Annotated in this window: 15 protein-coding genes; 12 read left to right on the top strand and 3 right to left on the bottom strand. The window is 70.4% G+C overall.

The annotated features are described in order from the left end of the window. Positions 1–473 precede the first annotated feature (473 nt). The 4 genes from E1265_RS17115 to E1265_RS17095 all read left to right on the top strand — a co-directional run bounded on the left by E1265_RS17115 (position 474) and on the right by E1265_RS17095 (position 4617). On the top strand, positions 474–1016 hold the full coding sequence (locus E1265_RS17115; RefSeq protein WP_243740872.1) for a hypothetical protein: 543 nt from the start codon (positions 474–476) through the stop codon (positions 1014–1016). 71 nt (positions 1017–1087) lie between these two features. Beyond that, complete coding sequence (locus E1265_RS17110) at positions 1088–1621, top strand: hypothetical protein (RefSeq protein ID WP_132931181.1); 534 nt, start codon at positions 1088–1090, stop codon at positions 1619–1621. Positions 1622–2536: 915 nt separating this feature from the next. Continuing rightward, positions 2537–4276, top strand: a complete 1740-nt coding sequence (ctaD, locus tag E1265_RS17100; RefSeq protein ID WP_132931180.1) for a cytochrome c oxidase subunit I — start codon at positions 2537–2539, stop codon at positions 4274–4276. Continuing rightward, on the top strand, positions 4273–4617 hold the full coding sequence (locus E1265_RS17095; protein WP_132931179.1) for a hypothetical protein: 345 nt from the start codon (positions 4273–4275) through the stop codon (positions 4615–4617). The genes ctaD and E1265_RS17095 overlap by 4 nt, the downstream gene beginning before the upstream one ends. Before the next feature lie 226 nt (positions 4618–4843). Here the strand turns inward: E1265_RS17095 and E1265_RS17090 are convergent, their stop codons facing one another. Further along, positions 4844–6214: an FG-GAP and VCBS repeat-containing protein gene (locus tag E1265_RS17090; RefSeq protein ID WP_132931178.1), complete on the bottom strand. Its 1371-nt coding sequence runs from the start codon at positions 6212–6214 to the stop codon at positions 4844–4846. A 669-nt stretch (positions 6215–6883) separates the two neighbouring features. Here E1265_RS17090 and E1265_RS39160 point away from each other — a divergent pair. The 3 genes from E1265_RS39160 to E1265_RS17075 all read left to right on the top strand — a co-directional run bounded on the left by E1265_RS39160 (position 6884) and on the right by E1265_RS17075 (position 10008). Then, positions 6884–7579: an AraC family transcriptional regulator gene (locus tag E1265_RS39160; protein WP_347877208.1), complete on the top strand. Its 696-nt coding sequence runs from the start codon at positions 6884–6886 to the stop codon at positions 7577–7579. Between the two features lie 332 nt (positions 7580–7911). Further along, entirely contained in the window at positions 7912–9015 is a 1104-nt protein-coding gene (locus E1265_RS17080; RefSeq protein ID WP_132931177.1) for a non-reducing end alpha-L-arabinofuranosidase family hydrolase, read from the top strand. A gap of 78 nt (positions 9016–9093) precedes the next feature. Further along, entirely contained in the window at positions 9094–10008 is a 915-nt protein-coding gene (locus tag E1265_RS17075) for an alpha/beta hydrolase (protein WP_132931176.1), read from the top strand. 83 nt (positions 10009–10091) lie between these two features. On the opposite strand, the gene E1265_RS17070 is transcribed toward E1265_RS17075, so the two are convergent. Further along, positions 10092–10865, bottom strand: coding sequence for a FadR/GntR family transcriptional regulator (locus E1265_RS17070; protein WP_132931175.1), 774 nt, complete (start codon positions 10863–10865; stop codon positions 10092–10094). A gap of 149 nt (positions 10866–11014) precedes the next feature. Here E1265_RS17070 and E1265_RS17065 point away from each other — a divergent pair, with 149 nt between their 5' ends. From E1265_RS17065 to E1265_RS17045, 5 genes are read left to right on the top strand one after another with little or no spacing between them, the layout of a single operon-like run. Beyond that, the gene (locus tag E1265_RS17065; protein WP_132931174.1) at positions 11015–12280 is read left to right on the top strand and encodes an extracellular solute-binding protein; all 1266 of its coding nucleotides are present in this window, start codon (positions 11015–11017) and stop codon (positions 12278–12280) included. Between the two features lie 4 nt (positions 12281–12284). Continuing rightward, positions 12285–13193 (top strand): sugar ABC transporter permease, encoded by a 909-nt coding sequence (locus E1265_RS17060; protein ID WP_132931173.1) that lies wholly within the window; start codon positions 12285–12287, stop codon positions 13191–13193. Further along, positions 13193–14020 carry a carbohydrate ABC transporter permease gene (locus E1265_RS17055; protein WP_132931172.1) on the top strand — a complete coding sequence of 276 codons (828 nt, stop codon included), beginning with the start codon at positions 13193–13195 and terminating at the stop codon, positions 14018–14020. The genes E1265_RS17060 and E1265_RS17055 overlap by 1 nt, the downstream gene beginning before the upstream one ends. 1 nt (position 14021) lies before the next feature. Beyond that, positions 14022–15245, top strand: coding sequence for a mandelate racemase/muconate lactonizing enzyme family protein (locus E1265_RS17050; RefSeq protein WP_132931171.1), 1224 nt, complete (start codon positions 14022–14024; stop codon positions 15243–15245). A 28-nt stretch (positions 15246–15273) separates the two neighbouring features. Beyond that, on the top strand, positions 15274–17433 hold the full coding sequence (locus E1265_RS17045) for a right-handed parallel beta-helix repeat-containing protein (RefSeq protein ID WP_132931170.1): 2160 nt from the start codon (positions 15274–15276) through the stop codon (positions 17431–17433). A gap of 240 nt (positions 17434–17673) precedes the next feature. Here the strand turns inward: E1265_RS17045 and E1265_RS17040 are convergent, their stop codons facing one another. Beyond that, the gene (locus tag E1265_RS17040) at positions 17674–18858 is read right to left on the bottom strand and encodes an ROK family transcriptional regulator (RefSeq protein ID WP_207931098.1); all 1185 of its coding nucleotides are present in this window, start codon (positions 18856–18858) and stop codon (positions 17674–17676) included. Positions 18859–19184 lie beyond the last annotated feature (326 nt).

Genomic DNA, 19184 nt, shown 5'->3' with positions numbered 1-19184 from the left:
CGCGCGCCCGCCCCGGGAGGAGAGCGATGAACCCGCTGCACGTGGCCCGGTCCAGGGGCTGTTCAATCTGGTGGGCGGCGGCTGGCCGCTCCTGCGCCTGCGGAGCTTCGAGTGGGTCTTCGGGCCCAAGCCCGAGGAGTGGCTGCAACGGACGACGGCCGGGCTGCTCGCCACGACCGGTTGGGGCCTGCTCCGCACACCCCCCTCACCCGCCGGTCCGTGCCAGGCACGCCGGATCGCCCTGGGCACGGCCGTGACGCTGCTGGCGGTCGACCTCGTCTACGTCCCCCGACGACGTGGTCGCCCCACCTACCTGCTGGACACGGCGATGCGGACCGGATGGCTGGCGGCCTGTGGCGGTGCGGCCGGCCCACCACCGGGGCGAAGCCGGCCCGGCGTCGACGGCGGGCTCGTTTCGAAGATGCTCCAGGCGGATACCCGGAGGCATCCGGGAACGAGAAGAGGGGAATGTGGTGAACGACCGACCGGGCTCCAACACGCCCCAGCCCCAACGCACCCACGGCATCGACACGGCTCTGCTGGGCATCTACCTCAACGACCATCTGGCGGGCGCGACCGCTGGGGTGGAGCGCGCCCGCCACCTGGTGCGCTCGACCCAGGGCTCGACGCTCGCCGGGGCTCTCGGCCCTGTCGCCGTCGAGATCGCCCAGGACCGGACCAGTCTCCTGGCCATCATGAAGGGCCTGGACGTTCCGGTGCGGCGCTACAAGGTCTACGCGGGATGGACGGCCGAGAAGGTGGCGCGGCTGAAGAACAACGGCCGCCTCGTTCGGCGCTCCCCGCTCAGCACCGTCCTGGAACTGGAGCTGCTGCGGATGGCGGTGGAGGGCAAGGCGGCCGGATGGCAGACCCTCCGCCGGCTCGCCGCCGCCGAGGAACGCCTGAGTCCCGAACTGCTCGACGGCCTCCTCGAACGGGCCAGGCGGCAGCAGGGAGTCGTGGAGGAGTGGCGCGCCCGACAGGCCGAGGCCACCTTTGGGAACGGGACGGTCTGACCCGGACCGCACCGCACGACTCACCGCCTCGGCCACGGTAGGGGCACGGTGTTCCGGGTACTCGCGGTGACATGATGAGGCAAGCATCGTGGCAAGGCCTGGTCGCCGGTACGGCCGGCGTCCTGGCGATGACACTGAGTGAGAAGGCGGAGCAGCGTCTGAGCGGCAGGCCCGACTCCCACGTCCCAGCCCGGACCCTGGAGCGGGTGGCCGGTCTGCCGGAGCGTCCGGGCCGTCAGCCCGTGCCGCTGAACCGGGCCATGCACCTGGGCCAGGGCGCCCTGCTCGGCGTCCTGCGGTCGGTGATGGCACACGCCGGACTGCGCGGACCCTGGGCATCGGCGCAGTTCGCGGTCGTACGGCTGACCAACGACCAGATCCTGGAGAACGCCACAGGCGTCGGCGCTCCGCCACCGACCTGGCCCCGCGCGGAACTGGCGGTCGACCTGCTGCACAAGGCCGTCTACGCGTACGCGGCGGGAGCCGTCGCCGACGCCCTCGCCGCCCGCGCGGGCCCCGGCCCTGGTCAGCGGCACGCCGGGATGCGCCCCGGGCGCCGACCCGATGTGGAGCCGCTGCCGCGCGGTCACGCCCTGGGGCGGTGAAGCGCAACGGTGCCGCGCCGAGCGGCAAGACGCTCATGCCGCAGTGCGCGTCAACGAGCTCGTGCACGTAGGCGGTGAGACGTCGATCTCTCAACAGTCGATTATCTCGTGTGGTGGGGAACAGGTCTCGTGGAGCGATCGCCAGTGACCGGAGGATCGCGGGCCTGTCGGCCGGTGTGATCACCGACCTCGTCGCCGAGGCAGGTCCCCCTGTGGCGCGAACGTCACGAAGGCCACGCTCGTGCATCTGCGCCATCGAGCCACTCATGACGTACTGGTGTGGGTTCCGGTGTAGTCCGCTCCACCATCGCCCGGGCCATCGGCGAGGTGCGCCCGCTGCTCGCCGAACGAGGCGGCGGTGTCACCGTCGGAGTGCGGTGACGGACTCTGGCTGAGGTCGTCGACCACCTCGGCGTGACAGGGGAAACCGGGATCATCGACGGTACTGAGATCCGGGTCCGGCGGCGCAGATGGGCGGCCACGTGGTGACACCGCCCCACCGCAAGTCCGCGAGGAACGCTCCGAACTGGTGTGAGGAGATGTACGAGCGTCAACGCCAGGCGCATTCCTCGGTGTATCCGGGTCGAGCACGGCATCGCACACCTGAAGAACGAGCCTTCGCCCGGTATCCCGGCCGCCGCGAGCACATGAGCGATACCGTCCAAGCCGTCGCCGGTCCGCTGTCCCACCAACAGACCGCAGACGGGACTTCGACACGGCAGACGTGAGCCTCCGCCCCGCTGCCAGCCTTTCTGCTGCCAGGGCGCGCTGCTCGGGCATCGCCGTGCCGGCGTGGGCGAATCGCGGGATGGAGTCAGGACAGCCCCCGAAACGCCCACCAAAGGGTTCAAAATTGTCGCTCTGTTCCCCGCGTGCGTTACAACAGCGGCGTATCGCCGAGAGGACGAGAAGCCCATGGTCACCGAGACACTGCCTCCCCGGTTCACCGAACCGATGCCCAGGCCCAGAACGCCCGGGCAGGTCGTCGTAGACTGGCTGACCACGACCGATCACAAGAAGATCGGCTCGCTCTACCTGATCAGCTCCTTCGCGTTCTTCATCGTCGGCGGAGTGCTGGCGCTGGCCATCCGGGCGGAACTGGCCAGGCCCGGGCTGCAGTTGCTGACGCAGGAGCAGTACAACCAGGCGTTCACCATGCACGGCACGATCATGATGCTGCTGTTCGCCACCCCGCTGTTCGCCGGCTTCGCCAACGCGATCATGCCCCTGCAGATCGGGGCGCCGGATGTGGCGTTCCCCCGCCTCAACATGCTCGCCTACTGGCTCTACCTCTTCGGCGGGCTGCTGGTCATCGCGTCCCTGGTCACGCCCAGCGGCGCGGCCGACTTCGGGTGGTTCTCCGTCGCGCCCCTCAACAGCAAGGAACGCTCGCCTGGTCTCGGGGCCGACATGTGGATCATGGGCCTGGCGTTCTCGGGATTCGGCACCATCCTGGGCGCGGTCAACTTCATCACCACCATCCTCTGCATGCGTGCCCCTGGCATGACCATGTTCCGCATGCCGATCTTCACCTGGAACATCCTCCTGACCAGCGTGCTGGTGCTGCTCGCCTTTCCCGTCCTGGCCGCGGCCCTGTTCGCGCTGGAGGCGGACCGGGTCTTCGGCGCGCACGTCTTCGACGCGGCGAACGGGGGCACACTACTGTGGTATCACCTGTTCTGGTTCTTCGGTCATCCCGAGGTCTACATCATCGCGCTGCCGTTCTTCGGCGTGATCACCGAGATCATCCCCGTGTTCGCTCGCAAGCCGATCTTCGGCTACATCGGCCTGGTCGGCGCCACCATCGCCATCACCGGCCTGTCGGTGACGGTCTGGGCGCACCACATGTTCACCACCGGCGGCGTCCTGCTGCCGTTCTTCTCGATGCTGTCGTTTCTCATCGCGGTGCCTACCGGGGTCAAGTTCTTCAACTGGATCGGCACCATGTGGAAGGGCTCACTGAGCTTCGAGACCCCGATGCTGTGGTGCGTCGGCTTCCTGGTGACCTTCCTCTTCGGTGGACTCACCGGCGTCCTGCTGGCCTCGCCGCCGCTGGACTTCGCCGTCCACGACTCCTACTTCGTGGTCGCCCACTTCCACTACGTCGTCTTCGGCACCGTCGTGTTCGCCATGTTCGCCGGCTTCCACTTCTGGTGGCCGAAGTTCACCGGCAAGATGCTCGACGAACGCCTCGGAAAGGTCCACTTCTGGACCCTCTTCATCGGCTTCCACGGCACGTTCCTCGTCCACCACTGGCTCGGCGCCGAAGGCATGGCCCGGCGATACGCCGACTACCTGGCCGCCGACGGCTATACCACCCTCAACACCATCTCCACCATCGGCGCCTTCCTGCTGGGCATGTCCACGCTGCCGTTCTTCTACAACGTGTGGAAGACCTGGAAGTATGGGGAGCCCGTCCACGGGGATGACCCCTGGGGATACGGCCGCTCCCTGGAGTGGGCGACCTCCTGCCCCCCGCCCCGTCACAACTTCACCTCCATCCCCCGCGTCCGGTCCGAGTCGCCGGCCTTCGACCTCCACCACCCGGAGCTCGCCCAACTCGACCTGGCCACGCACTCCGGGGGCCGGGACGTGGTGGACACCGGCGGGGAGGCCCCCGGCCCGGGCAGCCCGGGGCCGGGCAACCGCCGGTGAGTGCACAGGAGGCCGCCACGGGCCTGGCCCAGCTCGAGGGCTTCCTGCTGTGGCAGACCGAGCTCTCCAACGCCCGCCGGGAAGCCGAAGCCTTCGCCGAGGGGCTGCCCTGGCTGACCACCGCTCAGCGCGAACAGGTCATCGAACACTACGCACACGACCGGATCTCGCTCTCCCACCGCATGCTGACCGCCGTCGCCGACCGCTGCCACAGCCTGCAGGACGAGTACACAGCCCGCTACCACCACCTCAAGAGGCGCCTGGTCCTGGCCACCCTCCTCACACTGACAGCCGCTCTCACTCCCTGCACCCTGACCTTCCTGGCCCTCTACGACGCCTGAACCTGGTTTTCACCCTCCGGCGGCTCCGGGGGACCTCGCCTCGATGACCGACAGGCGGGTCTGTCAAACGTTCGTTTTACAGACCCTCAGGGTGGTGGATTCGAACCCCGGACCGCCGTCCGAAGTCGCCCACCGGCCTTCCGAACTCATCTGCGGCGCCATACGATCGGCCCTTGCCGGTGAGCAGGGGCCGATCAATGCGGTGGCTTGTGGGCCCGGCGGGGTGCTACTGGAGGATGCCGTCGATGATGTACCGGTCCGACAGTTGGGTCAGGCCGGTGGTGGTGATGCCGCTCGCGCTTCCAGGCAGGCGCACCGCAGGATGGATGGAGCTGTCGGCGAGGAGGTCGGCGTAGCCGTCGCGGTTGGTGTCGCGCAGCCGGACGCGGGCGCCGAAGGAGTCGTAGGGAGCCGGGTCGCCGGGCACGCCCGCGGTGCGGCGGTCGATCGTGCGGGAGCCGGTGCCGGTCAGGCCCGAGGGGCCGCCGCGCAACACCTGGACCGCGCCGGACTGTTCCTGGCCGCCGATGTCCTCGCCGTAAACGCTGATCGCGAGGTCGGCGTAGCCGTCGCGGTTGACGTCCCCCGCTGACACCTCCTGCCCGAAGCAGTCGAAGACGTTCGGTTCACCGGCGATGTTCGGCGTCGACTGGGACAGCCGGATGGAGGACCCGGGCCAGGTGTCGCCGCCGTTCCAGACGGTGACCCGGCCGCGCTCGTCTTGGTATGTGGGATCGCCGATGGCGACGTCGCCGTAACCGTCACCGTTGAAGTCGGCGATGACGCCGTCCGCGTCGCGCCCGTGATGGATATCCGACAGGAAGAGGGTCGGCCCCGACCACAGGGTGGCTCCGCCCCGCACGAACCACGCCTCGGCGGCCGTCTCCTCCGTGGTCGAGTGCAGGCCGACGACGACGAGGTCGGTGGCGGCGTCGCCGTTCACGTCGCCGGCGATGAGCCGGGTGGCGTCCAACCACCGGTCCGTCCGTGCCAGGCGGCTGACGGCGCCGGACACCCCGGACGGGGTGATGTCGCCCCGGAAGACATACGCGTCGCCGCCGTCGATGACGGCGAGGTCGGGTTTGCCGTCCCCACTGAAGTCCCCCGCCGCGAGGTCGGAGCCAAGGCCGTCGTAGGCGTTGGGGTTCCTGTTGGGGATGGCGGTCCCGCCGGACAGGCCGCTCGCGCTGCCCCACAGGACGGTCACCGAGCCCTGGTCCGTGCGGCCGGAGACGTCCTCCCCGGGCGCCGCGGCGACGAGGTCGGCGTAGCCGTCCCCGTTGAAGTCGGCGGAGGTCCGGACCGAACCGAACATGTCGTCCGTCTCGTTCGTGTCCGGCACGCCCGGGCTGTTCTGGTCGATCACCTGCCGTCGCGTCCCCGGGCCGGACGCGGTTCCGTAGGTGACCTGTACTCCGCCCCCGGCCGACAGACCGGGGGCGAACGCGGCGTAGTCGCGGTAGCCGTCACCGTTGAAGTCGTCGGCGTACCGGGCCGGCGCGGCCTGTGCGGGCCCGGCCAGAAGGGCGGGCAGCAGCCCGCCCGCGGTCGTCGCGGCGGCGATGGCCACCACCGCGCGGACCGTTCGTCTGCTCATCAGCGTGTCTCCGGATACTCGAATGCGATCAGGCAGTGATCACCGGTGGTCAGACTGTCGAGCGGGGCCAGAGGTTGCAGGGCCACAGGGCGTGCATGCCGGCGGCGGCAGCGCGCGGATCAGCACCAGTCGGTGGTCAGGAAGCTGGCGGGTTCACGGCACCTCTTCGTCTCCGCCTGGATCAGCGCCGGCGTGGCCCCGGGGACCGCCCGCCAAGCGCGCCGGCCACAGGGTCACCGTGTTGCTCCGGGTCTACACGAAGTTCGTCAAGGACACCGACGACGCCGGGAACGCAAGATCGCCGCCCGTCTCCCGGCCTGAGACCGAGCGGTCGGCCGCCACATTTCTGTCCACACATACCCCACACGCGCTGGTCAGCAGCGAGATCGGGTGAGACGGAACGAGCCGGAAGGCGCAATCCGCCCAGCGAAGCGCTAGCTGAAGAAGAACGACCCCTGCCCGCGTTTCCGCAGGTCAGAGGCCGAATCGCTGAGGTGGCGGCGCCTGGGTTCGAACCTGGGTAGGCTGAGCCGGCAGATTTACAGTCTCTCTGCCACAAGCCCCTGACCAGGCAGTTTCTGGCTCTTGACGCCCGCCGCCCCACGAATACCCCACAGAGGCGTTCCGAAGGACGGACGCCGCCTCGGCCCCGCATCTTCGACCTTCCTAGTGGCTGTCCGCCGGAACGCCAGGCGCGTCACGCGGTCTCGGGCACCGGCGTGCGCGCTCCGCGACCTCACCGGGGCCGGCACACCGCACGGCATCCGCCCGGGCCGCGTCAGCCTCATCCCGCCCGCCACGACCTGCCGCTACCACTACCGGGGCTGCTCCGAGCACCTGTACGCCCACCTGTGCCTCCCCACCACCGGCGAGCCCCACACCGTCCCCGTCATGCAGGACACCGGTCCCGAACTGCCCACGCTGTCCACGCTGATGCGACAGGCCGTCGCCGCCTGGCCGAGCACTCCCAGCCGTGCCGCCGCCGAGATCTGGACCGCGCTGTGGCGCGTCGCCAGCCTCGCCCCACCGGAGCAGGGCCGTCCGAACGCCCCACATTCGGCCGTGAACACGGCCATCGCCCACATCGAGGCCCACCTGGCCGACCCCCTCACCACCCCCGACATCGCGCGGGCCGCGGGCATCTCCCACAACCACCTCACCCGCCTCTTCCGCGCCACCACCGGCGGCACCGTCATCGCCTACATCCGGCAGCGACGCCTGGCGCGCCCCCACCACCTGATGCGCGCGTCCACCCGGAACCCCCGACCTCCAGGCGTTCAACAAGGCCTCCCGCCGGGACCTGGGCGCCTCCCCCGGGCCCTCCGCGCGGCACACCGCACCCCGGACGCGCCGCCAGCGCGCTGAAAGGCCACGTGTGACAGACCCGGCGGGCCGGCATCCGACGCCTTGCCTTGCCACCCACCGCCGATCGGGGCGCTGCGGAGAAGTCATATTACGTATGTTGACTAACGTCTCGCCCCGGCTATCATCCGAGATGTCCGGAGAGCCAGTCGGCGTTCGACGTGACGGACGTTCGGTCTGGCCGCACGGGTCCGTGCCCGCACGGACCTGGCAGGACGGTACGCGCACCATCCGTTTGTCCCGGTGAGGTCCCCCACACGCCACCGTGCCGGACGCCATGGACGGGCGACGTTCTCGTGGGTGAACCCACCGGCCGAGCCGCACGGAGTCCCCCCATGCCTTCACCTGCACGCCGTTCCCGTTCCCGGCCCCTCCACGCGGCCGTCGTCCTCCTGCTCGGCCTGGTCATCGCGCTGGTCGCCGCACCCGCTTCTGGTGAGCAGGCGGACGGGGCCGCCGCCGGCGCCCCGGCCGAGCAGCGGTTACCCGACAGCTTCCAGTGGTCCTCGAGCGGGCCGCTGATCTCCCCCGCGCCGAACATCGGCTCCGTCGCGGTCAAGGACCCGTCCGTCGTCCAGGACGAGGACGGAACCTGGCACGTCTTCTTCACCAGGGTCGACACCAGGGGCGACTGGGGGCTGGCCCACACCAGCTTCACCGACTGGTCCCAGGCCGCCACCTCCCCGCAGACCGACCTGGAAGCGAGCTCCGCCATCGGACCCGGCTACCGCGCGGCGCCCCACGCCTTCTACTTCGCCCCCCGTGGCGAGTGGTACCTCGTCTACCAGACCGGCCTGCCCTCGTTCTCCACCACCACCGACCCCGACGACCCCACCAGCTGGTCGGCGCCGCGGAACTTCATGGACAGCGTCCCCGACGTGGTGCGGCAGAACATCGGCAACGGCCACTGGCTCGACTTCTTCGTCATCTGCGACGACACCATGTGCTACCTGTTCTCCGCCGACGACAACGGCCACGTCTACCGCTCCGAGACGACCGTGGCCGACTTCCCGGCCGGTTTCGGCAACACCCGGATCGTCCTGGAGGACAGCGCGAACAACCTCTTCGAGGGCGGCGCCGTCTACCGCGTCGGCGACAGCGACACGTACCTGCTGATCTGGGAGGCCATCGGCTCCGACGGGCGGCGCTGGTACCGCTCCTTCACCGCCGAGGGCCTGACCGGCCAGTGGACGCCCCTCGCCGCCACCCAGGACAACCCCTTCGCCCGCGCCAACAACGTCACCTTCGACGCCGGCGGCGCCTGGACCCGGGACATCAGCCACGGCGAACTGGTCCGCAGCACCCACGACCAGACCATGGCGATCGATCCCTGCGACCTCCGGCTCCTCTACCAGGGCATGGACCCCTCAGCCGGCGGCGACTACTCCCAACTCCCCTGGCGCCTGGGCCTGGCCACCAACACCACCGACGGCTGCTGACGCCTCACACGGAACCGGGGCCACCCGGCCGTCCCTCGTACCTCCCCACCACCATCCCCCACACTCAAGGAGTCACCCATGACGATGCGACGACGCACGCTCCTGGGACTCGGCGCGGCCGGAGCGATCGGCATGAGCGCCGCCGTGCTCGGCGCCGCGCCGGTGCACGCGCACCCCGCCCCCGCTGCCAGCCCGGCGCCCACCGCGACCTACGCCATCGGCGTCCGGGAGTACCGCTGGGCCCGCGGCGGTCGCTCGCTGTTCACCAAGGTCTTCTACCCGGCCACCGGCACCCCCGGCGGCGCGCCCGTCCCCAACGCCCCCGTCGCGGCCGGCGTGTTCCCCGTCGTCGAGTTCAGCCACGGCATGGGCTGCAACTCCGACTGCTACTCCTCCCAGACCCATGGCCTGGCCGCCGCCGGCTTCGTCTGCCCCGCTCCCTCCTTCTCCGACAACACCAACATCGGGAGCGTCTACCGCGGCGAATGGTCGAGGGACGTGTCGGAGGTCATCACCCGGACCCTCGCGCTGAACGGAGCCTCGGGCGACCCGCTCGCCGGGCACATCGACACCGGGGCCGGCGTCGGCGTCTCCGGCCACTCCATGGGCGGCATGACCACCCACGGCCTGGTCACCGCGTGGCCGGACGACCGCATCGCCGCGGCCGTGCCCATCGCCTGCGTGGACATGGGAAACCCGACCGGCCAGGTCACGGCCAACGTGCTCTTCATCCACGGCGACCGGGACCCCACCTGCGACTACAACTCGGCACGCCGCGCCTACGAGGAACTCCCCGCTCCCAAGGCGTTCCTCACCCACGTCGGGGCGGACCACGGCTCCTACCTGGTTCCGGGCTTCCGGACCTACCCCCAGACCGAGAACACCTTCCTGGACTGGTTCCGTTGGAGCCTCTACGGCGACACCGCCGCCCGCGATCGCCTCCCGGCCGGCGCCACCGCGAACGGCACCAGGTGGGAGGCGGGGCTGGGGTAGTCCCGCCGATGGCTCAGGCGTACCAGGTGTTCGGCAGTGCCCGGTCCCGCCTCCGCGGCGGGACCGGGCGACGTCGACGTCGGCTAGGGCCGCCGCAGACGCACGGGGTCGCCCGTCCCACCACGCCGGACGAGCCACGCCTCGGTGATGTGGTTGAACATCGCCTCGGCGGCGCCGCTCGGGTCGTGGGCGGCGACGCGCTCGTAGACGCGGCGATGGCCCTGATTGGACGCGACACACAGGGCACGCTCGGTCTTGCCCACGTACCGGGCGGTGTTGATGGCCTGCCCCTCCAGCGAACGCACCACGGCACGGGCGATGCGGTTCTGGGAGGCCCGCATGATCGTGTCGTGGAAGGCGCGGTCGTGCTCCTCGTACGTCACGCGGTCGTCCACGAGCCGGTCCATCTCGTCGACGAGCGTGCGCAAGCGGTCGACGACGTCGTCCGTGGCGAGTTGGGCAGCGAGGTTGGCCATGTCGGACTCCAGCAGGCGCCGCGTGACCACGAGGTCGTCGAGGATCCCCAGGCTCTCGTCCTCCTCGATGCTGGCCCCCAGCACCAGCTCGTCGAGCATGTTCCACCGCGTCGGCGGGGTCACCATGGTGCCCGCGCCCTGCCGGACCTGGACCAGGCCCTTCTCCTGAAGCAGCTTCACCGCCTCGCGGACGACCGTCCGGCTGACCCCGAACGCCTCACAGAGCCCCGGCTCGGCCGGCAGGGCCGTGCCCGACGGATAGACCCCGCGGACGATGCGCCCCACCAGCTCCGCGGTGAGCGCCCTCGCGAGGTTCGCCGGTCGTCGCACCCAGGCCGGTGGCACCGCGGCGCCCGACGTGGCTTCCTGTGATGCCGTCATAGTCCCTCCCGTGGGCCGCGATCAGGCGGCGCACGAATCGCGAGGCAAGTATACGCGTCACCTCTTGACGCAATACATCACACGAATTACGTTCCGCGATCTGGACCAACGGACGGGCGGCCCCGGCGCCCTCCGGAGAGTGAGCGACGATGAAGCGGCGAACACTGTGGGCGACCGCGTTGGCGGGTGCTCTGGCTCTGACCGGTTGCGGCAGCGCGGGGTCCGGCTCCTCGTCCGGTTCGGGGGACGACACGCTGGTCGTCTGGGACTGGAAGTCCGGTGACGAGACGACTGCCGGGTACGTCGAGGCGGCGCGGGCCGACTTCGCCGAGCGGCACCCGGACGTGACCGTGGAGTTCGTGGCGCAGCCGTTCGACCAGTACTACACGCTGCTCGGCACGGCCATGCGCACGGGCGAGGGCCCCGACGTGATGCTGTTCAACGGCGGCGGCCAGTTACGCGACCGCGCCGACGACCTGCTGCCCCTGGACGACCACGTCACCGAGGACATGCGGCGGCTGGCGGGCTGGGAGGCGTTCTCCAGGGACGGCACCGTCTACGCGGCCCCGGTGACCCTCCAGGGACACCCGATCTACTACAACAGGGCCCTCTACGAGGAGGCCGGACTCGACCCCGACAACCCGGCCACCACGTGGGCGGACTTCCTCGACGACTGCCGGACGATCGCCGAGGAGACGGAGGCCGCCTGCTTGTCCCTGGGGAACAAGGAGGGCTACGGCATCCAGTTCTTCCTCTCGGGACTGGGGTCGGCCGTCCTCACGCCGCAGGAGTACGACGACTGGATCGCGGGGAACCGCGACTGGACCTCTCCCCACGTGCGGCGGATCTTCGAGCTCTGGCAGGAGGTCGACGACGCCGGCCTGAACAACGACGGGGTCAACTCCACCGCGCTGTTCAACGACTCCCTCGCGCTCTTCGAGTCGGGCGGGGCCGCGCACATCGTCGGGCTGATGTCGGACATCGGCCACTGGGAGGACTTCGGCGAGTTCCTCGGCGAGGACGACGTCGGCGTGATGCCCGCCCCCGTCGTGACGGACGGTGCGCGGCCCAGCCTGCCCTACGACGGCGGCATCGGGTACGCGGTCGCGGCGGGAACCGAGCACCCGGACCTGGCCGCCGACCTGGTCCGGTCGCTGACCTCCACCGAGGCGCTGGCCACGTTCCAGGCCGACGCCGGCGCGATCGTCGCCGACACCACGGTCGACGTCTCCGGTGGTGGGCCCGCCCTGGCCGCGATCACGCCGGGGATCGAGACCGGCAGACCCGCGCTGCACGTCGCGTTGTCAGCCCGGACACTGGACCTGATGGGGCGGCTCTCCCAGCAGCTCCTCAGCGGGTCGGTGGGCGTCGAGGACGCGCTGCGACAGCTGGCCGACTCCGACCGGGCGAGCTGACCCCGTGTCACTCGGAAGTTCCCCGCCGTCGGTTCGCCCACGCGGGGGCGGCCGCCGTGCCGAACGGCTGGCGCCCTACGTCCTGATCGCCCCGGCCGTCCTGATCATCCTGGTGCTCCGGCTGTACCCGCTGCTCCTCGGCGTCAACTACTCCTTCACCGGCGACGGCGAGCGCGACGGACAGGCGGTCGGCCTGGACAACTACACGGAGCTGCTGAAGGACCCGGTCTTCCGCACCGCGCTGGAGAACGTCGGGCTGCTGGTGCTGTTGTTGCCGGTGGCGGTCGCGATCCCCGGCCTGCTGGCGACCTTCATCCACCTGCGCGTGCCCGGGCACCGGTTCTATCGCGGCGTCTACTTCTTCCCGGCCGTGCTCTCCCCGGTGATCGTCGGTGCGATCTTCAATCTCCTGCTGGCCTTCGACGGCCCGCTCAACTCCGGCCTCGGGTACCTCGGAATCGGCCCGGTCGACTGGCTCGGCGATCCGGACGTCGCCATGTTCACCGTCGTCGGCGTGCACGTGTGGGCGACCTTCGGTATGGCGCTGGTGGTCTTCCTGGCCGGCTTCTCCACCCTGGACCCCTCACTCCTGGACGCCGCCCGCGTCGACGGCGCGTCACTGCCCCGGGTGATCCGGCACGTGATCGTCCCGGGCCTGTCCCGCACCATCCAGTTCGTCGTCGTCACCACGATGATCGGGATGCTGACGTCCATGTTCGGCCTGCTGTACGTGATGACGAGCGGCGGTCCCGAGGGTTCCACCTACCTGCCGGAGTACTACATCTGGATTCAGCAGGGCCAGATGAACCGCCCGGCGCTCGCCTCGGCCGCGTCGACCGTTCTCTTCGTCATCATGCTCGTCGTCGGACTCGCGCAGATCGCGCTGCTCCGCCGCACGGGGAGGGAGAGCTGATGCCGGGGCGGCGCGTCAGCAGGTGGCTGGTGGCCGTCCCCATGGGCGTGCTCGCCCTGGCGACGATCTATCCCCTGCTGTTCACCACGAACGTCGCCATGAAGACCCGGCACGACTACGTCCTCGACCGGTTCTCCCCGGCACGCTCCCCGAACCTGGAGAACGTCACCACGGCGTGGGCGAACGTCGGAATGGAACGGTACGTCGTCAACTCCCTCATCGTGGTGACCTCCGCCGTCGCGCTGCTCCTGCTGATCGGCTCGATGGCCGGCTTCGCGCTGAGCCACCTGCGGTTCCGGGGCTCGCGGGCGATCTTCCTCGGCTGCCTCGCGGCGTTGTTCGTCCCCTTCCAGGTCATCATGGTCCCCCTCGCCCGGATCATGGCGGACGGCCGGCTCCTGGACACCCACGCCGGGCTGGTCCTCGCCTACGTCGCCCAGTTCCTCCCCTTCACGATCTTCCTGATGACCAGTTACTACACCGGTGTTCCCGGCGAGATCGTGGACGCGGCCAGGATCGACGGCAACACGCCCTACGGCGTCTACCGGCGCGTCATGCTGCCGCTGGGCCGCCCGGCCCTGCTGTCGGTCGGCATTCTCAACACCCTGTTCTGCTGGAACGACGTGCTGATCGCCCTGCTGATGATGCCGTCCGCGGACGACCGCACCCTCATGGTCGGCGTGACGGCGCTCCGCGGCCAGTACTCCGACGACATCCCCGTCTTCGCCTCCGGAGTACTCGTCGCCGCGCTCCCCGTCCTCGTGCTCTACGTGTTCTTCCAGCGCCAGATAGCCGACGGCGTCACCGCCGGCTCCACGAAGGGATGACATGCGGATCACCGGGTACCGCACCCTGACGACGGTCCAGGAGTGGGGCCGTCCCGTCGGTGACGCCAACGGAGTCTTCGCCGACGGGGTCGTCCCCGTCCCGATCGTCCTCGTGGACACGGACGAGGGCATCACCGGCGTCGGCCTGGGATCGCACGTCGAGGTGGACGTCCTCTTCGCCGCCATCGAGGGCGAGGACCCGCGCGCCGTGACCGCGCTCTACGACCGCATGCTGCGCGAGACCTTCAAGGCCGGGCACTCGGGGGCCCGGTTCGGGACCATCGGCGCGCTCGACACCGCCCTGTGGGACATCAAGGCGCGGGCGGCCGGCGAACCCCTGTGGCGGCTCCTCGGCGGACGCGACCGGAGAGTGCCCGCCTACGCCTCCGGTCTCGACATCGAGCTGAACGACGACGAACTCGTGGCCGTCTACCAGGAGTACGCGGCGCACGGCATCCAGGCGGCCAAGCTCAAGGGCGGCCTCGACGTCGACCGGGACCGGCGCCGGCTGACCCTGGTCGAACAGGTGCTGACCGAGGCCGGGCGCGGCATGCGGCCCAGCCTGATGCTCGACGCGAACGAGTCCTGGGCTCGCAAGCAGGCCGTCCGTCACGTCGCCGAACTCGAACGCACCCTGGACCTCACCTGGGTCGAGGAGCCCGTTCGGCGCTGGGACGCCGAAGGCCTGGCCGTCGTCCAACGCGGTGTCCGGGCCGCGGTCGCCAGTGGGGAGAATCTCACGGGCCTGGAGCAGTACCGTCCGCTGCTCGCGGCGGGCGCGCTCGACATCGTGCAGACCGCGGCGGTCCACGGGGTGACCCACTTCCTGCGGGTCGCCGCCCTGGCCCACGCCCACGACCTCCCGGTCAGCCCCGTCGGCACCACCCCCGTCGGACTGCTGCACGCCGCGACGGCCGTGCCCAACCACATCGTCAGCGAACTACAGGACCTGCGCCCCCCGACGGGCCTCTCGGTCGACCTGCGCGTCGAGGACGGCGCCTTCGTCCTCGGCGACACACCGGGGCTCGGCCTCCGGGTCGACGCGGAAGCGATCACCACGTCCCGCCGACCACACACCACCGCACCAGGCGGCCCGCACGTCAGGCCGGAGCAGGCCGGACGCCGACTGCTCCCGGTGGCCGGGAACGAGCGACGCCATCCGGCGTCCCCGCCGCCTCCCGCCAACCACCTGCCGCGCCCCCGTTCCACTCCGATCTCCTCGTGACGCCCCTCCTCGACGAAAGGACGTAAGCGTGTCCCCACTGCTCTCATCACGCCTGCGAACCTCCCTCGCGGCAGCCGCCGCGGCCCTGGCCACCGGAGTCATCACCGCCGTGCCCGCCCCCCAAGCGCACGCCGCGGCCCCCCACCACACGCTGGTCGTCGCGCCCGCCGGCGCCGAGATGGCCGACGACGGCGGCCCGGGCACCATGGGGAAGCCCCTCGCGACCCTGGCGGAGGCGCAGCGCCGGGCGCGGGAGCTCGCCGCCCGGGCCGACGCCGACGTCACCGTCATCCTCCTGGACGGGGCCTACCGGCTCAGCGAGCCGCTGCGGTTCGACGCCGCCGACTCCGGCCGCGACGGCCACACCGTGGCCTGGCGGGCCGCCCCGGGAGCGAGCCCCGTCCTGACCGGCGCCGAGCCGGTGACCGGCTGGGAACTCGACGACCCCACGACCGGGGTCTACCGGGCGGACGTCGGCACCGGCTTCGACACCCGGCAGCTCTACGTCGACGGCGCTCTCGCCCAGCGCGCCCGCACGAGCCTGTCCCCGTCGGACATCAGGCTCAACGCCACCGGCTTCGCCCTGAACAACCCGGACCTCGACTACCTGGCCGAGCTGCCCGACCAGCGGCGTATCGAGCTCCAGGCGATGCTGTCGTTCACCAACCGCTTCGCGCCGGTGGACAGCATCTCCGGCTCCACGGTCGTCATGCGGCAGCCGGCCTGGGACAACAACACCTACGGATACGACACGATCCAGTCGCCGTTCCGCACGCCGACGTTCTGGCTGCTGAACTCCAGGGCGTTCCTCGACGAGCCGGGCGAGTGGTACCTGGACACCGCGGCCGGGACGCTGTACTACAAGCCGCTCGAAGGGCAGGACCTGGCGAGCGCGCGGGTCGAACTGCCGCGGCTGGAGACCCTGGTCGAGGTCGGCGGCACCTACGACGAGCCCGCCCACGACCTCTCCTTCGAGGGACTGACCTTCACCGGTACCACCTGGCTGCACCCCAGCTCGCCCGACGGATACGCCAACCAGCAGACCGGCGCGTTCATCACCGGAGTCCAGGAGCACCGGCCCGCCGACGCGTTCACCTCCTGCGCGGTCGGATGCCGGGGCTTCGAGGGAGCCCGCAACAACTGGGCCCAAGCCCCCGCCGCCGTGCAGGTGTCGGCGGCCAACCGCATCACCTTCGAGGGCAACACGTTCGTGAACCTCGGCTCGGTCGGCCTCGGCATCGGCAACGACGCCAACGCGCACGCCACCGGCGTCGGCCTGGGGGCGCGGAACGTCTCCGTCATCGGCAACACGTTCACGGCCAGCGCCGGCGGCGGCATCGTGGTCGGCGGGGTGCGCCCCGACGCCCACCATCCCTCCGACGGGCGGATGACCAACAGCGACATCCTGATCAGCGACAACCGCGTCTTCTCCACGGCGCTCGAGTACCTCGACCAGGACGGGATCTTCGCCAGCTACGTCACGCGCCTGACCATCGCGCACAACGAGGTGTCCGACATGCCCTACACGGGCATCGGCATCGGATACGGCTGGGGCGCCAACGACCCGGGCGGCAGCCCCGAGTACCTCAACCGCGGGCTCTACGACTTCCAGCCGGTCTACGACACGCCCACCACCCTGACCGACGTCCGTGTGGTCGGCAACCACATCAGAGACGTCGTGCACACGCTCTTCGACGCCGGCTGCGTCTACACGCTCTCCGCGATACCGCACAGCACCATCGAGGAGAACCTCTGCGAGAACAGCGGGCAACTCGGCCTGTACTTCGACGAGGGCTCCCGCTACCTCACCGCCACCCGCAACGTCTTCCTCAACACCGCGGGCCAGTGGGCGCACGCCAACAACCAGAACGGCAACCGCACCGGCGACCAGACCCTGACCCGGAACCACACCACCAACCCGGCCATCACCGGCCTGGTCACCGGCGAACGCGGCAACACCGTCGAGGGCACCGTCGTCTTCACCCCCGGCGACATCCCCGCCGAGGCCCGCCAGATCATCGCCGACGCAGGACCGCGGCAAGGCGGAACCGCCGACATCGTGGACGCCACCGTCACCGTCATGGCCACCATCCACGGCGCGATCCTCTGGACCTCCGGCCCCGACGCCATCCACCGCCTCACCGACGTCCAGGACACCAAACCCGCCCTGGTCATCCGCACCGTATGACCACACCCGACCAAACCGCGCCCACGACAGCGGTCACACGGAAGTACACACCCACATATGCGTCGACCAGCGCGATCCGGCCCGATTCGGGCATCCTGAACCATCACGCGCGACGATCCCTTCCGGGAGCATGCCCCTCACCGCGAAGCCGAGGGCCGGGATGGGGCGGGCAAGCAGTGCCTCCGCCGCCTCGGCGGAGACCGCGGCCGACAACGGTCCCCCAAGCCGTTGTCCGGGTGGTCAGAGGGCTGAGACGTGCTCGCGGATGGCGACCACGGCTGCGCCGCGGGCCCATTCGTGGAAGTCGTGCCGCATGACGGTGATGGTGATGCCCTCCGGGCTCCCGCGTCGGGCGGTGATGCCACTTTCCAGGTCCGCTCGGGCCGCGTCGGCGATGCCTGCGGACTCCCCGGCGAGTGTCACGGACTTGACCATGGTGTTGGCGGAGATGTTGGCGATCAGTACGCCAAGGGCCCATGCCGCTTGCCGTACGGCCTGGGAACAGACGGGGTCTCCGGTGGCCGCTAGGTCGAGAACCTCCTCGTAGGCGGGGAAGCGTCCCAGGCCCTGTGCCGCCGCCATGACCACCGCGCGTGTGGTGATGTAGGAGACCGCGCAGCCGCGGTGCCCGGCGGGGCACAGCGGTCCGTCCTGCGCCAGGCGTTGGTGGCCGAACAGGCCGATGTCCGCCTCGGTGATCCGCACAGGTCGGCCGTGGATGGTCAGGGCGTACCCGACGCCGTCGCCGATGCTGAGCAGTGCGCAGTCGGGGGTGTCGCCGGCGTTGCCGAACCACTGCAGGTGGGCGAGCGCGGTGACGTCGTTCTCCAGCACACAGGAGATCCCGAGGCGCTCGCTCGCCAGGCGCCGCAACGGCACCTGCTCCCATCCCAGGAGTCCCGAGTCGAGCAGTTCACTCTCACCGACCGGCGTCGGTGCGTGGCCGTCACCGCCCAGGGCGAGGCCAGCGGCCACCGGCGGCCTGCCGCGGGTGGCGACGAGGGTGTCCGCCAGCTCGCCGATTCGTGCGACCACGGTGGCCGGGGAGAAGTCCATCAGGGGGGCGCTCTGCTGCGCCACCACACGGGCTCGCAGGTCGGTGAGGACTGCGTACACACTGTCGGACGTGATCTTGAAGCCCAGGAAGTGCAGTCCCTCGGCCACGACTTCCAGGGGGCGGGTGGGCCGGCCGTGGACCGGGTCGTGGGCAACGGCACGTTCCACCACCAGCCCGGTTTCCACAAGCGGCTTTGCCAGCCGGGTGAGGCTCCCGGGCGACAGGCCAAGCCTGCGGGCGAGTGCCGTGCGCGACTGCGGGCCGCGGATCACCAGCTCCCGCAGCACCGGCTGCGCCGCCCGGGGAACCGTCCGCCATGCGTCGAACCACGCGTCGAACGGCGCACCCTGACTGCCTCGCCCCCGCACCACTCCCACCTCAGCAGCATACTGCGGCGGCGGTCGACGACACTGGCTGCATGGGGTGGACGCTGCCTGCCGAACCCCGGGGCGTGAGCAGCTGTGGCCTGAGCACGGATCGCGTCGAAGAGCAGCCAAACAGAAGCATCTCGCGCCCAAGTGGCGCTATCGGCCGTCAAATCGCCCCGTTCACACGCCGAATGGTTCCACCTCGAAAAAAATTCGAGCGCACGGCGGTTCCGTTCGTCGACACCATCCCGCTACGCTCCCCAGATATGGGAGCGCTCCCAACCCACGCTCCGGTGGCGTTCACCGCCGCGCCACCGCCCCCGGCA

This window comes from Streptomyces sp. 8K308 (assembly GCF_004348315.1).
Lineage (GTDB): Bacteria > Actinomycetota > Actinomycetes > Streptomycetales > Streptomycetaceae > Streptomyces.
The sequence above is the reverse complement of the archived record's forward strand: the minus strand, read 5'-3'. Positions and strand labels throughout refer to the sequence as shown.

Excerpts from the sequence above, each read along its gene's own strand:
- E1265_RS17110 (WP_132931181.1), top strand. The coding sequence starts at position 1,088 with ATGATGAGGCAAGCATCGTGGCAAGGCCTGGTCGCCGGTACGGCCGGC.
- ctaD (WP_132931180.1), top strand. The coding sequence starts at position 2,537 with ATGGTCACCGAGACACTGCCTCCCCGGTTCACCGAACCGATGCCCAGG.
- E1265_RS17090 (WP_132931178.1), bottom strand. The coding sequence starts at position 6,214 with ATGAGCAGACGAACGGTCCGCGCGGTGGTGGCCATCGCCGCCGCGACG.
- E1265_RS17080 (WP_132931177.1), top strand. The coding sequence starts at position 7,912 with ATGCCTTCACCTGCACGCCGTTCCCGTTCCCGGCCCCTCCACGCGGCC.
- E1265_RS17075 (WP_132931176.1), top strand. The coding sequence starts at position 9,094 with ATGACGATGCGACGACGCACGCTCCTGGGACTCGGCGCGGCCGGAGCG.
- E1265_RS17070 (WP_132931175.1), bottom strand. The coding sequence starts at position 10,865 with ATGACGGCATCACAGGAAGCCACGTCGGGCGCCGCGGTGCCACCGGCC.
- E1265_RS17065 (WP_132931174.1), top strand. The coding sequence starts at position 11,015 with ATGAAGCGGCGAACACTGTGGGCGACCGCGTTGGCGGGTGCTCTGGCT.
- E1265_RS17055 (WP_132931172.1), top strand. The coding sequence starts at position 13,193 with ATGCCGGGGCGGCGCGTCAGCAGGTGGCTGGTGGCCGTCCCCATGGGC.
- E1265_RS17050 (WP_132931171.1), top strand. The coding sequence starts at position 14,022 with ATGCGGATCACCGGGTACCGCACCCTGACGACGGTCCAGGAGTGGGGC.